Origin of the sequence: Candidatus Magnetaquicoccus inordinatus (assembly GCF_004217665.1) — a bacterium.
Lineage (GTDB): Bacteria > Pseudomonadota > Magnetococcia > Magnetococcales > Magnetaquicoccaceae > Magnetaquicoccus > Magnetaquicoccus inordinatus.
This window is the reverse complement of sequence record NZ_RXIU01000077.1, coordinates 1-14,453: the sequence shown is the minus strand read 5'-3', so window position 1 is coordinate 14,453 and position 14,453 is coordinate 1. Positions and strand designations below refer to the sequence as shown.

Sequence of the window (14,453 nt, the reverse complement as noted above, 5' to 3'; positions counted from 1 at the left end):
TTTTCCCTCATCATGAAAAAAAACACTTTGCGTCCCATAGCCTTTGTTCTGGCCTCCACCAACCATGGCAGCATGCTGGTCAACCGGCATGATTATCGTATGGTTGGCGAAGGGGGGTATGGGGTAGGCTTTCAACTGTTGAACAGCTCTGCCTTTGATGCCCAGGAGATCGAAGTGGCGTTGCAACTGTTGGAAACCCGACAAACCTTGTATGGAGCTGGGGTAGTGGGTGTCGATTGTGGGGCCAATATCGGGGCACACACGCTGGAGTGGGCACGTTTTATGGCCGGATGGGGGGAGGTGGTGGCCATTGAGGCGCAGGAGAGGATTTTTTATGCGTTGGCTGGCAATCTGGCCCTTAACAACTGTTTTAATGCCCGGGCCATCTGGGCAGCGGTCGGTGCACAAGCTGGCAGTATTGGCGTACCGATCCCCAACTATTTTACCCCTTCCAGCTTTGGCAGTCTGGAGATCCGTCCCTCGGATCATACTGAATTTATTGGTCAACCGATCAACTATGCCCCGGAATCGCTGCAGCGAACCCAAATGATTGCCATCGACGATTGGCAACTGCCCCGTTTGGATCTGTTAAAAATTGATATTGAAGGGATGGAGATGGAGGCTCTGGCCGGAGCCAGGCAGACCATTGCCCGCTGTCGCCCCTATATGATGATCGAAAAGATCAAGACCGATGAGGAGGAGTTGCAAGCCTTTTTGCGGCCATTGGGCTATCTGATCTTTCCTTTGGGCATGAATATTCTCACCATCCATGAAGCCGATCCTGCCGCCAAGCAGTTGCAGAGTGATAATTTGGAGAATTAACTCTCTTTGACACCTTTCGGGGTGTCTTGCTAGCATGCACAAAACAGGAGGGATATTCATGAGCTCTTGAACAGCTTTTCACTACCGGAAACTTTTTCAACGGGTGACTGGGAAGTTATGGGTTCGATTATGTTTGTCGTACAGGAGTGAACATCTCGCTGGTGTGGCGAGGAAAAGAAATCTCGTGCGGCAATGCCCTGGCCTGAATCAAAGAAGGTCAGCATATAATGTTCGATAATATATTGTTTTCAAAAGAGAATGATGGACCTGTCCATGTTATTTGCTACTGAAGGAAGGGGTGCAAGGAGCCGATTTTCCTGGTGACGAGCATCGACTCGGCGAAAAGGGCCTGCCTGTTGTACAGCCTGCGATTTAGGATAGAAACGTTTTTCTCGGACCAAAAAAGCCGTGGCTTCAACATGAACAAGTCGCATCTGCGTGATCCAGATAGAATTTCAAGGTTGCTCATCGCCGCTTGCCTTGCATACATTTGGATCATTTACTTGGGGGTGGTAGCAAAGAAGGGCGGCTGGGTGGGTGTCATCCACCGAACCGAACGGTGTGACCTAAGCTTGTTCCAACTTGGTTTAAAGTACATCATGAACGAAGGGATGGAAATTCCGGTTGCGTTTGTGCTGTCAGCAGGGTGGGAAGAAAGTGTCCGGTAGTGAAAACCATATAAGCAATGATGAATATATCTCTAAAGATTTATCACATCTTCCAAAAATTTCTGCGCCTTGGTTACATCAATATCCACTTGAGGGTTCAAAATAAGCTGTTCAATTACCTTTCCATCAAATTGCGATACACCACGAGAATTTCTCCCAGCCCAATGTTTCAATAAGATTGTAGAAGAGAGCAACTTAGACTGAAACAAAGATAACAGAATTGTATTAACAACTTTATATGGTTCAATCCCAACAAAGTAGAACATGAAAACAGCATTGGACAAAGATAAAAATTCAAGCATTTTATCCAAATTATAGGCTTTTGGATTAGAATTAAGCACCATTATTTTTGTTTTTACATCCGTCTCCGTATAAAAACTTCCAAAATTTCTACAATAATCTCCCAACTTGTTTTCGGTTTTGAAAGGAGGAAGAGATTGCTTTTTGTTGAGAGCATCAATAATATTTTGCCGAAGTTGCTCATCTTCCCCAGCAATAAGATATTCAATAATTCTCCCCCTAATATTTACATTTTCGATGAGAGAAGCAACCAATATTTCATTCTTAAATTTTTCCACTTTTTCATCAAGATCACGCTTCAATTCAAGCATATCTGGTGATTTTACAAACTCACATGTTCTAAGTGGAGCAGCAATAATATTTATACGAGCATTCTCGTCGACGTTAAATTTTTGACCTGAAGGACTGATATTATTTGTTGCCTCTACAAGACGCTCAAGATTACCCTCAAAACCAATCACTTCGTGTATATTGTATAGTTTGGCAAAATTTTCAGGATTGTTGTCAATATTCTCAAACTTCCGCACTATATCGGAACCATTAAAACTTCCTCTTATATTGTCAACTCTGAATTTTTGTGAACTGTGACTGATTTTACGCAAAAAAGTTGAATTTGCCAAATAAAGATAATTTTTCTGCGATGTAACAAGGCAAACCAGAAAAGGACGATTATCCACTTTGTGCAGATTGGAGAGAGAAAGCACTGTATTGCTGAAATGCTCTCCAGCAGCAGAGCTGAATCGGATTGCAAACTCACTACGAGAGTATACTGATCTATCTTTGGTCAGCTTGAATTGCTTATAAACTATTTGCGCTAGTTTTGCTTTGTCACCGATTCCATGGTTGGAAACGATACACTCTATTAATTCATTCAAGATTTCACTCATGGAAAAGCACCGGAATCTCTGAGTTTATTGTTCTCTTTTTTGATTTTTTCTGTTCTTGCATAGAGTTACGCTCCCAGAAACAACCATCATGATACCCTTGAATCTCCTGATCATTCTCTGCCTGTCTGAGACGTTTCATAGCCAATTGACAATACAGCGCTTCAATTTCTACTCCACTAAATCGGCGTCCAAGCTTTTTCGCGGTAACACATGTCGTGCCAGACCCAACAAAGGGATCAAAAACGAAATCATTCTGTTTTGAACTTGCCAATATGAGTTTTGCAATTAATTTTTCAGGTTTTTGGGTCGGATGGTCTGTATTTTCCGCCATCGACCAAAATGGAATAGAAATATCTGTCCACAAATTGGATGGATATGTCAGACGAAAATTTCCTGCATCAGTTTCTTGCCAGTCTTTTGGCGCACCTGACTGATCACGGTAGGGAGCAATCACTCTTTTGTTGATCTTTACAGACTCAACATCAAAATAATAATTATTGGACATGGTACAGAACCATATATCCTCTGCACAATTTTTCCAATTGGCAGCAGCCCCACGCCCCTTTTCTCGCTCCCATGTAATACGGTTTCGGACAATAAAATATTTCTGTAATACTGTCTGCACAGAGTGTGATGATTGCCAGTCGCAACACACATAGATGGATGATTCAGGCTTGAGGCAGTGTAATATCTTATGCAGCCAACTTTCCAACCACTGCTCATATTTTTCTGAAGTTGTTTTGGAAAATTTTGTTTCAGAAAATTGTTTGTTCAGATTATATGGCGGATCAACTATTAAAAGATCTATAAATGCGCTTGGCAAAAAATCGGTACAAGAAAAAATATCCTGGTAAATAATTTTACCTGCAAAATCTTCTGTACTCGCCTTTTTTGCAAGAGTCACTGTCTCTTTAATAAGCTCAGCTCCTTCATCCGGAGTAATTGTCATCGTTTTATTCCTTGATGCTCGAATTTTGTTCTTTGCTAAAACAGGTTGAGACTGATCAATTTTCATTATCATTCCTCAGCATTTCAAAAAAGTGATAGTTTATATTGCAACAATCTTCTGTTTGCCACTCACTCCCGCCGCAACAACAGAATCGACCACTCTGCCACCCGCTCATGACGCACGCTGACAAATCCATTCTGACAGGCAATCTGCTCGACCACGCTCCCTTGTTCGTGCAACATGCCAGCCAGCAGCAGATGGCCGCCCATCACCAGACAATCGGCAAAACGGGGCTTGGTTGTGGTTAAAAAGGCGGTCAAATCGGGAGCCAAAATATTGGCCACCACCGTCTGAAAAGGACCAGACGGCAGTTGATCATCCTGGAGAAAGCGCAAACGCGACCACATTCCGCTGATCTCGGCCAGATTGCTGCGACAGTTGCGCGTACAGATCTCTACCGCCAGCGGATCGACATCCACACCGATCCCCTGCTCGGCCCCCAGCAACATCGCCCCGATCAACAAAATTCCTGATCCGGTACCCATATCCAACACCGATCCCAACGGCCCCTGCTCGGCCAGCCACTCCAACATCTCCAAACAACCGCGTGTCGTCTCATGATTGCCACTGCCAAAGGCCATCTCTGGATCAATGCGGATGATCAGACGCTCCTCCATCCCCTCCGGGGGCTGCAACCAACTGGGCAAAACCAAGAGACGCTGTCCCAGTGGCAAGGGACGAAAATAGCGCTTCCAATGGTTTTGCCAATCCTCATCCTGCAACAGCAACCAATGCAGTTCACTGTTGCCCCGTTGCCCCTCTGCCAACAACAGCGCCCGGATGGCCACCTCAATCTGCAAACGATCACTCTCCTCGGCAAAATAGCCCTTGAATCGGCAGCGTTCAAAATGGACCAGAGGCGAAAAGACCGCCGTATTGCCAATATCCTCCAACACCACCCCCATGGAGCCAAACTCGGTCAACAGCTCGCTTAACGGCCCATCCAGAGCCTGCGGCGCCACAAAAGAGAGCTCATAAATCATGCACTGACCTCCCTCGGTGCCACACCAACCCGCAACAACCTATCCAGCCTGTGCGCTGCCACAGCAAAAAACGCCTCCATCATTCGCCAACCTCCATCCGTTCCACATCAGCCAAACGCACCTGGCGACCATCGATGGTCTGAAAAGTACGGCCATGCACCTGCCCGCGCAGCGCCTGATAGATCACCACCTCTCCGGTCTCCACATGGATCACCCGCACCTGCACCTTTTGCTGGGAGCTGCGCCAATCGTTAAACAGCACCATCACCGCAATCAGCAACGCAGAGATCACCAACGAAATCGCCGCCAAACGAAATGATTGCCGCCAGCGACTCTCTCCCGTATTGCGCAGCACCGTCGGGATGATCTGCCGTCGCCGGGCATGGCTTTTGCCCAGATAATAGAGCAACACCCCAATCAAAACCGGTAAAAATATTTTCCAGACCATTCAGACACCATCCATATTGTGAGACCTGCAAAAAAAATGTAGCATGACAGATTATGATGAACCCAAGCTGACGGCAAAGGAGAATTCCCATGAAGGCCAGAGAATTTATGACCAGAGAGGTGATTTCGGTTCCGCCGGATATGCCGATCCAGGAGGTCGCGCAACTGTTGACCGAACGCAGCATCAGCGGCGTTCCTGTTATCGGTCCGGTGGGACTGATGGGCATCATCACCGAAGGAGATCTGGTGGATCGGGTGAAAAAAATTCATCTGCCAACCCTGGTCACCATCCTCGACGTAGTCATTCCCATAGCCGGAGAACGACGCTACGAAGATGAGCTGCGCAAAATGGCCGGCTCCACCGCTGCCGATATTATGACCAGCGAAGTGGTGGTCGCCGATGAAGAGATGGAGTTGGCCGATGTGGCAACCTTGATCAGCGAGGAGAAGGTAGCCCTGCTGCCGGTACTGCGCGGTGACGAGGTGGTCGGCATCATTGGCAAACGCGACATCATCCGTGCCATGTTGGCCGACAAATAGACAAACTGTTGCCCGTGTCGCTCTCTGCACCCCGCTACCGGCATCTCTGCCTCTCGGAAACAGCCACCCGCAGTATCGCCAAACGTCTGGCCACTGCCCTGCATACCCCTTTGGTGATCCTTCTGGAGGGGGATCTGGGCAGTGGCAAAACCCTCTTTGCCCGCAGTCTGATTGAAGAGCTGGGCATCCACGAAGAGAGCATTACCAGCCCTACCTTTACCCTGGTCAACAGCTATCCAGACGCACGCCTGCCCTTGCACCATTTTGATCTCTATCGCATCGGTGACCCCAGCGAATTGGATCTGATTGGCATGGAAGAGTATCTCGACGAACAAAACCTGGTGTTGATTGAGTGGCCGGCCCTCGGTGGCAGTTGGATCCCGGCCCATCATTTGCATATCAGCCTGGAGTATGTCGCTCGGCAAACACAATGGCGACAACTGACTTTTACTGCCCATGGTCCCCTCGCACAACAGGTTTTGCACAGGTTTCTTGCCCATGACTCTCACCCGTATCCCGATGGAAGCCTTTCTGGAGAGCGCCCTGGAGGGCAACTCCTATAGTGTCAATAAAGTGGCTGGAGATGCCTCTTTCCGCAGCTATTATCGCATCAGCACCGCCAACGAACGTTATATCCTCATGGATGCCCCGCCCGATAAAGAGGATTCCGCCCCCTTTCTTGACATCGCCCGTTTTCTGCACCCGTATGGGGTTGCGGTACCACGTATCGTGCAGGAAGATCTGCAACAGGGCTATCTGTTGCTGGAAGATTTTGGCGATACCACCTTTTTGCTGGCCCTGAATCAAGGCAGCTCACCGCGACCACTCTATCAAGCGGCTGTGGAAACCCTGCTCACCCTGCAAGAGACCCCCATCGATGGCAGTTGCATCGCCCACCAGCGCCCCTTCGACTATGCCATGCTGCGCCGTGAACTGGCTCTCTTTACCGATTGGTATATCGAGCAGATTCGCGAAACTCCGATCAGCAGCGCCGATCGGCAACGCTTTGACGAAGTGTTTGATCGCCTTCTCCAAGAGATTTTGCAGCAACCGGTGGTTTTGGTCCATCGCGACTATCACAGCCGCAACCTGATGTGGTGTGACAATCAACGGGTTGGCGTGCTCGATTTTCAGGATGCCGTGGTGGGTCCGATCACCTATGATCTGGCCAGCCTGTTGCGTGACTGCTATGTTGCCTGGGATGGACCCTTCCGGGCTGAAATCTCCGCTCTCTGGTTGCAAGGAGCACGCAAACGGCTCAACTATTCCCCGGAAGAGCCACAACGCTTTCAACGTGATTTGGACTGGATGGCCATTCAACGCAACTTGAAAGCCATCGGCATCTTTGGCAGACTCTCCCGCCGCGATGGCAAACATGGCTATCTGAATGATATTCCGCGTACCATGGGCTATGTGCGTGAAACCTTGGCCCGCTATCCGGAGCTGCTCACTCTCTCCAGCCTGATCGATCGATATGCCCCATGAATCCTCCGCATGCCATGATTCTGGCCGCTGGCCGTGGTGAGCGTCTGCGACCGCTCACCGACCGCATACCAAAACCGCTGATTCCAGTACAGGGACGACCGGTTTTGGTCTATACCCTGCTGCGTCTGGCCAAAATGGGCATCACCCAGATTGTCATCAACGCCCACCATCTTGCCGAGCAACTGATGGAGCAGATTGGCAACGGGGAGCAGTGGGGCGTTGAACTCTCCTGGTCGCGGGAAGAGCAGTGTCTGGATACCGGCGGCGGTATCGTCAATGCCCTGCATCTGATGGATCCCCAGGAGCCTTTTCTGGTGGTCAACGGCGATATTCTCTGGAATCTGGATCTGCAGCCTCTGCTGCAGAGCTTTGACCGGCAGCGGATGGATGGTCTGCTTGGTCTGGTTCCCCCGTTGGAGGCAGAGAGCGGAGATTTTCTCTACACCCCCCACACCCACCGTCTGCAACGGGCCAAAAAACATCCCCAGGCACTCACCTATGCTGGTATTTTGCTGGTCTCACCCGCGGCCCTGGCACCCTATCCCAACACCCCCTTTTCCCTGAATCGCTTTTTTGATGACGCACTGCAACAGGATCGTCTGCGCGGCCTGCCCCTGCAGGGGGGCTGGGCCGATATGGGAACCCCGCAACGATTGGCAAATTGTGAGAAAATGACCTGGATTCCGGAGGGAGTTTGAGGATAGAATGGCCTGTGGGGTGGCAACAGGATCAAAGAACGCGCTTTGCGCTGCGCGCACCAGCCTCCCGGCACGGCTCAACTCTTTTCGGTAAGCAAAGGGGAAGTGTATGGATTTTGCTCTGGCTCGGACCAACATGGTCAAATCACAGGTGGTGCCCAATAACATCTCCCATCACGGAGTGCTTGATGCCATGCAGAGCACACCACGGGAACCTTTTGTGCTGCCCAGCCATCAAATGTTTGCCTATTCCGATTTTGCTTTGCCGATGGGAGCAGTACGCCGCAGCTTAAAACCGCTGCAAATCGCCCGTCTGCTCGATGCCCTGGAGATCACCCCCGGACAAAAAATTCTTGTTGTCGGCGCCGGAACCGGTTATGAGGCCACTTTGGCCGCTCGTCTTGGCGCCCAGGTCTATGCCTTGGAGTCGGATGCGCAACTGGTGGCCATCGGCCAAACTGTAGAAAACACGCAACTGAGTTGGCATACCGCCCCCTTGGTCGGCGGTTGGCCGGAACAGGCCCCCTTTGATGGCATTTTGCTCTGCGGTGCAGTACCAGCCATTCCCGACGCTCTGTTGGCACAACGCAAGCCGCTGGGTGCTCTGGTAGCCATCCAAGGCAATGAGGGTGATGCGGTGATGTATATGGTGCGGATGCGTGGCAGCAAAAAAGAGATTCTTGGCGAAACAGTAGCCTTTCCGCTGCTGGCCGGGGAGCAGAATCAACCATTTGTAATATAACGCAGTGTATTTTTTAGGTGGAGCAAGAGAAACGTGAGCCTTATTGTACAAAAATATGGTGGTACCTCTGTTGGCACCATCGAGCGGATTCGCAATGTTGCAGCCCGTGCCATTGCCGCCCATAAAGAGGGCCATCAGGTGGTGGTCACGGTCTCGGCCATGTCGGGAGAGACCAATCGCCTGGTTGCCTTGGTGGAAGCGATTACCGATCACTATAACAAACGGGAGTATGATGTGGTCGTAGCCGCTGGAGAGCAGATCTCCATCGGCCTGTTGGCCATCGCCATCGAAAATCAGGGAGTTCCTGCCCGTTCCTATCTGGGCTGGCAGGTGCGTTTTCGTACCGATTCGGTCTATTCCAAGGCGCGCATTCTGGAGGTGGAGAGCGAACGCATTCTCGCCGATCTGGCCAAAGGGATGATCGTGGTCATCGCCGGCTTCCAGGGCATCGATGAAGAGGGCAATGTGACCACTTTGGGCCGTGGGGGTTCTGACACCTCGGCGGTGGCTCTTGCTGCCGCTCTCAAAGCCGACCGTTGCGACATTTATACCGACGTGGATGGGGTCTATACCAGCGACCCGCGCATTGTCTCCAACGCCCGCCGCCTCGACCGCATCTCCTATGAAGAGATGCTGGAGATGGCCTCTCTGGGCGCCAAAGTGTTGCAAATCCGTTCGGTCGAATTGGCCAAGAAATATAACGTGCCCCTGCGTGTCCTCTCCTCCATGGAAGAGGGCGGTGGCACTCTGCTGACAGAGGAAGATGAACTCATGGAAAAAGTGATTGTCTCCGCCATCACCCACAACCGGGATGAAGCCAAAATTACTGTTCTCGGCGTACCTGACAAACCCGGTGTGGCTGCCACTATCGTCGGAGCCCTGGCCGATGCCAATATCAATGTCGATATGATCATCCAAAACATCTCTGCCAGCGGCGAAACCGATATGACCTTTACCGTCCCCAGAGGGGATTATCAAAGCGCTTTGGAGGTGTTGGACCAACCGGTCAAATCGATTGCTGCCCGCGAAATCAGGGGCAACAAATCAATCGCCAAGGTCTCAGCAGTTGGTGTGGGTATGCGTTCGCACACCGGCGTGGCGCAAAAAATGTTTGCCGCCCTCTCCAAAGAAGGCATCAACATCCAGATGATTTCCACCTCGGAAATCAAAATCTCAGTAATCTTGGATGAAAAATATATGGAACTGGCCGTAAGGACCCTCCACGATGCCTTTGAACTCGACAAAGATGCCGGTGACCGCGTCAACAACTGATGCGGTTCTCCTCTACGACACCACGCTGCGCGATGGCGGACAGAGCGAAGATATCCATTTTTCCGTAGTGGATAAACTGCGTATTGCCGAACGCCTCGACGCTATTGGCATCGATTATATCGAAGGGGGTTGGCCGGGAGCCAACCCCACCGATAATGCTTTTTTTCAGCAGATCAAGCAGCGACCGCTGCGCCACAGTCGTGTGGTGGCTTTTGGCTCCACCAAACGCACCGGAACGCCGGTAGCAGAGGATCCGGTGTTGCAGGGATTGCTGCGTGCCGAAACGGCGGCCATCACCCTGTTTGGCAAAAGCTGGACCTTGCATGTCAGCGATGCCCTGGGCATCGAACTGCCAGAAAATCTGGCTTTGATCCATGACTCCATCCGTTTTCTCAAAGAGCGGGTGGATACGGTCTTTTTTGATGCCGAACATTTTTTTGATGGTTACAAGGCCAATCCTGACTATGCAGAGCAGGTGTTGCGCACGGCGCATGCGGCGGGTGCAGACTGTTTGATTCTGTGCGATACCAATGGGGGCTGTCTGGTCAATGAAATCGAGCAGATCACCCGCCATATTGGTCAACTTGCCCAAGAGTTGGCTGTTCCCTGGGGCATCCATTGTCATAACGATGCCGAGTTGGCAGTGGCCAACACCTTAACCGCCGTCAACAATGGTGCCACCCAGGTCCAAGGCACCATCAACGGCATTGGTGAGCGCTGCGGCAATGCCAATCTGGTCTCGATAATCCCCAATCTGCTGTTAAAAATGGGGCGCACCACCTCGGTATCGGCACAACAGTTAACCCAGTTGACCCGCTTGAGCCGCTATGTCGACGAGATCACCAACCGTCTGCCCCAAAAAAATCAACCTTTTGTGGGCAGCTCTGCCTTTGCCCACAAAGGAGGAATACATGTCTCGGCGGTGTTGAAAAACACCCTCACCTATGAGCATATCGAGCCCAAGCAGGTGGGCAATCAACAACGGGTGTTGATCTCTGATCAATCGGGACGCAGCAATCTGTTGCACAAGCTGCATGAATTGGGCTTTACCGATCTGGACGGACAGGATCTGCGTTTGACCGCCTTGTTGGAAGAGATTAAATCGCTTGAACATCGTGGCTTTCAGTTTGCGGGTGCCGAAGCCTCTTTTCAATTGCGTGCCATGGAGGCGTTTGGCCAGTTACCCGATTTTTTCCAACTGCGCGGCTTTCGGGTCATTGACGAGAGACGTGTCAATGCGGACAATGAACGGATCATGGGCTCTGAGGCCACTGTCAAGCTGTTGGTGGATGAGCGTTTGGTACACCTGGTGGATGAAGGGACCGGACCGGTGGATGCTCTGCATACTGCCTTGTGCCGGGCGCTGGAGAGCTACTATCCCCAGGTCAATGACATGCGCCTGGTCGATTATAAGGTGCGCATCCTCAGCAATGGTGGTTCTGGTGGTACGGATGCCAAAGTACGGGTATTGACAGGATGGCAGGACGATCAGCACAATTGGGGAACGGTCGGCGTTTCCGACCATATCATTGCCGCCTCCTATGATGCCATGGTGGATGCGGTTCGCTATAAGCTGTACAAGGATGGCGTTTCCCCTGTCCGGGAGAAACGAACCGAAGTTATCGCCATTTGATGGGAGGGTGTGCAGAAATGAAAAAAATTGAAGCCATTATCAAGCCTTTCAAGCTGGATGATGTCAAAGAGGCTTTGTCAGAGGTCGGAATCCAGGGGATTACCGTCTCGGAAGTGCGTGGTTTCGGTCGGCAAAAAGGGCACACCGAGCTCTATCGTGGTGCGGAATATGTGGTAGACTTTCTCCCGAAGCTCAAAGTCGAAGTGGTGTTGAGTGACGATCTGGTGGAGCGGGCGGTCAAAGCGATTGAGACGGCTGCGCGCACCGGGCGGATCGGTGATGGTAAAATTTTCATCTCTCCTGTGGAGAGCGTCATTCGGATTCGTACCGGTGAACGGGATGCCAATGCCTTATAGTTTTTGACAGAGTGGGCAGACTCTTTTATGCAATAGTTTCTGGTAACTCTTCACCACCCAAAACAACTGCGTGTCCGGGGAGGGCACCTCCCTGGCTGGGTCCGGGGAGGAAATCCCTGGGATTTTGCTTTTAATCTTTTGCCTTTGGCGCGCTTTTTACTTGAGCCGACGCGCTTTTTGCGTTGGCGCGGCGCGCCTGATGGAAGCAAGCTGCACTCTCCAGGGGCGATAAGCGCTCCTGGAGCCTGAAGAGTGGCTATTGTCCCCGTGCAACCCAATCGGATACCTGCTCCCTGTGATGATGCGCCATGAAACGAGAACTGGGTAAATTGTTCAAAAAAGAGGCCATTATCTTCCGCCAGGGCGATCCGGCGGAGTGCATGTATATGGTGCAAAAGGGCGAAGTGGAAATGATCGTCGAATCCGAATATGGCAGCAAACGCTTGGCTCTGCTGCATAACGGTGATGTCTTCGGCGAAGTCTCCCTGTTTGCTGAAAAAGCCCGCTTTGCCACCGCTCGTGCCGTGCAGGATACCTGGGTGCTGACCCTCGATGAAAAATCCTTTCTGGCACGCCTGCATCAAGATCCCTCCCTGGCCTATCATATGATCCGACAAATGGCCAACCGCATCTATGAGCAGGATCACCAGTTGATGCGTGGCTACTATGACGAAGAAAACCGTGCCCATGACATCACCGGCTTCGTCAGCTATATCGATCTGGTCGCTCTGCTGGAAAGGGAGCTGAATCGCGCCAAACGACTCTGGCAACCACTCTCTTTGGCGGTCATCGACATCGATGATTTTGATACACTGCAAACCCGCTATGGCGAGGTGATCGGTGAGGATCTGCTCATCTCTCTGGGTAGTACCATTAAAGGGGTGTTGCGTCGCCAGGATGTGGTGGGACGCTTTGGCGAGGATCAATTTGGGTTGCTGCTCTACGAAACCGATGGCCAGGCAGCCGTACAGGTTCTGGAAAAGGTCAAGCGCTCTTTTCTCAATCTCTGGGGACGCCTGGAACACCCGGATATTGCCGCCACCTTCAGTTGTGGCATCAGTTGCTACCCGGACTATAGCAATGTTGCCCAGTTGAGCAAAGCAGCCCACAAGGCTTTGAGCAAGGGCAAACAAAGCGGCAATCAGATCATGCTTGCTGATCCACCAAAAAAATGATGATCTTCTGCCTCTCCCGCTGCCCCTCTCCCGGAGCCGGTCATGAAACTGACCGCCAATAGTCGAATCGGTATTGTCGGCGGCGGTCCCTCGGGCTCCATGACCGCCTTTTTTCTGTTGGAATTGGCCGAACGTCTGCAAATCCCCCTCCAGGTAGAGATCTACGAATCGCGCGATTTTACCCGCTATGGACCGGCAGGATGCAACATGTGCGCAGGGGTGGTCTCGGAATCTCTGATCCAAACCCTGGCCGCTGAAGGGATTCCACTCCCCTCCTCAACTGTTGTGCAACGGGGTATCGACTCCTATGTCCTGCACACCTCCGACCTGCCAGTGGTAACCATCCATACCCCGGTCGATGAGGTGCGTATCGCTGCTGTCTATCGCGGCAGCGGTCCAGGAAGACCCAAAAGCGATCAATCCTGGTCCAGTTTTGACCATTTTTTGCTGGAAATGGCCCGACAAAAGGGGGCCACCATCCTGCCACTGCGGGTGAGTGAGTTGGCCTGGGAGGCTGACAAACCCAAAGTAATTGCACGAGGTGGCCATAGCCAAGTCTATGATTTTCTGGTCGGTGCGGTTGGCGTCAACTCCCCAACCCTGGAAAAGTTTGGCGAACTGGGCTTTGATTTTCAACCCCCCAACGTCAATAAAGGCTTTCTTGCCGAGATCTATCTGGGGGTTGAACAGGTACAGCGCTATATGGGCAGCGCGCTGCATATCTTTCTTTTGGACATTCCCCGTCTTAAATTTGCTGCCCTGATCCCCAAAGTGGAATATGTCACCATCTGCCTGCTCGGCGAAGAGATTGATAAACAGTTGATCGAACAGTTTATGGACACCCCGGAGGTCAAACAGTGTTTCCCCCCAGAGATGGTCTGGTCGATGAGCGACAAAAGCTGTGATGCAGGGGTAGGGCAAGCCTGTCATTGCGGACCCCGCCTGAATCTGGGTCCGGCCATCCACCCTTTTGCCGATCGGGTGGCCATGGTAGGCGATGCAGCGGTTACCCGCCTGTACAAAGATGGCATCGGTGCCGCTTATGTCACCGCCAAAGCCTGTGCGGTCACCGCCCTCTTTTTTGGCATCCGCAAAACCGATATGCTGGAACATTATCAGCCGGTGCTGCAACGCATCGCCACCGACAACCGCATCGGTCGCTTTATCTTTTGGATCACTCTCTTTTATCAGGAGTGGAATTTTTTGCGCCGTGGCATGGTACAGATGGTCAAAGATGAACAAAAAATGGCAGGCAATAAACGGCGGATGAGCCGCGTACTCTGGGATACCTTTACCGGTTCGGCCAGCTATCGGGAGATATTGTTGCGCTCCCTGCATCCCCGTTTTTTTCTGCATCTGCTTACGGCAACCGTGCGCGCTGCGGTCACGCGACTGCACAAATAACACGCTCTTTTCTCGACGGCATCCACACTATC

The 14,453-nt window shown here is 51.5% G+C and carries 16 protein-coding genes; 12 read left to right on the top strand and 4 right to left on the bottom strand.

All coding sequences use genetic code 11. The annotated features are described in order from the left end of the window. Positions 1 to 12: 12 nt before the first annotated feature. Together EJP87_RS07545 and EJP87_RS07540 are read left to right on the top strand one after the other, a co-directional pair. On the top strand, positions 13 to 822 hold the full coding sequence (locus EJP87_RS07545; protein ID WP_130471253.1) for an FkbM family methyltransferase: 810 nt from the start codon (positions 13 to 15) through the stop codon (positions 820 to 822). 320 nt (positions 823 to 1,142) lie between these two features. Continuing rightward, positions 1,143 to 1,490, top strand: a complete 348-nt coding sequence (locus tag EJP87_RS07540) for a transposase (RefSeq protein ID WP_193771223.1) — start codon at positions 1,143 to 1,145, stop codon at positions 1,488 to 1,490. 32 nt (positions 1,491 to 1,522) lie between these two features. Here the strand turns inward: EJP87_RS07540 and EJP87_RS07535 are convergent, their stop codons facing one another. From EJP87_RS07535 to EJP87_RS07520, 4 genes are all read right to left on the bottom strand, one after another. Next, positions 1,523 to 2,677 carry a hypothetical protein gene (locus tag EJP87_RS07535; protein ID WP_130471250.1) on the bottom strand — a complete coding sequence of 385 codons (1,155 nt, stop codon included), beginning with the start codon at positions 2,675 to 2,677 and terminating at the stop codon, positions 1,523 to 1,525. Continuing rightward, a complete protein-coding gene (locus EJP87_RS07530; RefSeq protein WP_130471249.1) occupies positions 2,670 to 3,692 on the bottom strand; it encodes a DNA-methyltransferase in 1,023 nt (340 codons plus the stop codon). Before EJP87_RS07530 ends, EJP87_RS07535 begins: the two co-directional genes overlap by 8 nt. A gap of 62 nt (positions 3,693 to 3,754) precedes the next feature. Continuing rightward, entirely contained in the window at positions 3,755 to 4,669 is a 915-nt protein-coding gene (prmA, locus tag EJP87_RS07525) for a 50S ribosomal protein L11 methyltransferase (RefSeq protein ID WP_130471248.1), read from the bottom strand. Positions 4,670 to 4,748: 79 nt separating this feature from the next. Continuing rightward, positions 4,749 to 5,117 (bottom strand): hypothetical protein, encoded by a 369-nt coding sequence (locus EJP87_RS07520; RefSeq protein WP_130471247.1) that lies wholly within the window; start codon positions 5,115 to 5,117, stop codon positions 4,749 to 4,751. An 89-nt stretch (positions 5,118 to 5,206) separates the two neighbouring features. Between EJP87_RS07520 and EJP87_RS07515 the strand changes: the two genes are divergently transcribed. The 10 genes from EJP87_RS07515 (at position 5,207) to EJP87_RS07470 (ending at position 14,421) form a co-directional block, all read left to right on the top strand. Beyond that, a complete protein-coding gene (locus tag EJP87_RS07515; RefSeq protein ID WP_130471246.1) occupies positions 5,207 to 5,656 on the top strand; it encodes a CBS domain-containing protein in 450 nt (149 codons plus the stop codon). Positions 5,657 to 5,670: 14 nt separating this feature from the next. Continuing rightward, the gene (gene tsaE / locus EJP87_RS07510; protein WP_193771222.1) at positions 5,671 to 6,219 is read left to right on the top strand and encodes a tRNA (adenosine(37)-N6)-threonylcarbamoyltransferase complex ATPase subunit type 1 TsaE; all 549 of its coding nucleotides are present in this window, start codon (positions 5,671 to 5,673) and stop codon (positions 6,217 to 6,219) included. Next, positions 6,155 to 7,141, top strand: coding sequence for an aminoglycoside phosphotransferase family protein (locus tag EJP87_RS07505; protein WP_193771221.1), 987 nt, complete (start codon positions 6,155 to 6,157; stop codon positions 7,139 to 7,141). The genes tsaE and EJP87_RS07505 overlap by 65 nt, the downstream gene beginning before the upstream one ends. Beyond that, entirely contained in the window at positions 7,138 to 7,839 is a 702-nt protein-coding gene (locus EJP87_RS07500) for a nucleotidyltransferase family protein (RefSeq protein WP_130471243.1), read from the top strand. Before EJP87_RS07505 ends, EJP87_RS07500 begins: the two co-directional genes overlap by 4 nt. 109 nt (positions 7,840 to 7,948) lie before the next feature. After that, a complete protein-coding gene (locus tag EJP87_RS07495) occupies positions 7,949 to 8,581 on the top strand; it encodes a protein-L-isoaspartate O-methyltransferase family protein (RefSeq protein WP_130471242.1) in 633 nt (210 codons plus the stop codon). A gap of 33 nt (positions 8,582 to 8,614) precedes the next feature. Further along, positions 8,615 to 9,853 carry an aspartate kinase gene (locus tag EJP87_RS07490; protein ID WP_130471241.1) on the top strand — a complete coding sequence of 413 codons (1,239 nt, stop codon included), beginning with the start codon at positions 8,615 to 8,617 and terminating at the stop codon, positions 9,851 to 9,853. Continuing rightward, positions 9,807 to 11,486, top strand: a complete 1,680-nt coding sequence (gene cimA / locus EJP87_RS07485; protein ID WP_227657517.1) for a citramalate synthase — start codon at positions 9,807 to 9,809, stop codon at positions 11,484 to 11,486. Before EJP87_RS07490 ends, cimA begins: the two co-directional genes overlap by 47 nt. Before the next feature lie 17 nt (positions 11,487 to 11,503). Next, entirely contained in the window at positions 11,504 to 11,842 is a 339-nt protein-coding gene (locus EJP87_RS07480; RefSeq protein ID WP_130471240.1) for a P-II family nitrogen regulator, read from the top strand. A 308-nt stretch (positions 11,843 to 12,150) separates the two neighbouring features. Next, entirely contained in the window at positions 12,151 to 13,017 is an 867-nt protein-coding gene (locus EJP87_RS07475; RefSeq protein ID WP_130471239.1) for a GGDEF domain-containing protein, read from the top strand. A gap of 42 nt (positions 13,018 to 13,059) precedes the next feature. After that, positions 13,060 to 14,421, top strand: coding sequence for an NAD(P)/FAD-dependent oxidoreductase (locus tag EJP87_RS07470; RefSeq protein ID WP_130471238.1), 1,362 nt, complete (start codon positions 13,060 to 13,062; stop codon positions 14,419 to 14,421). Positions 14,422 to 14,453 lie beyond the last annotated feature (32 nt).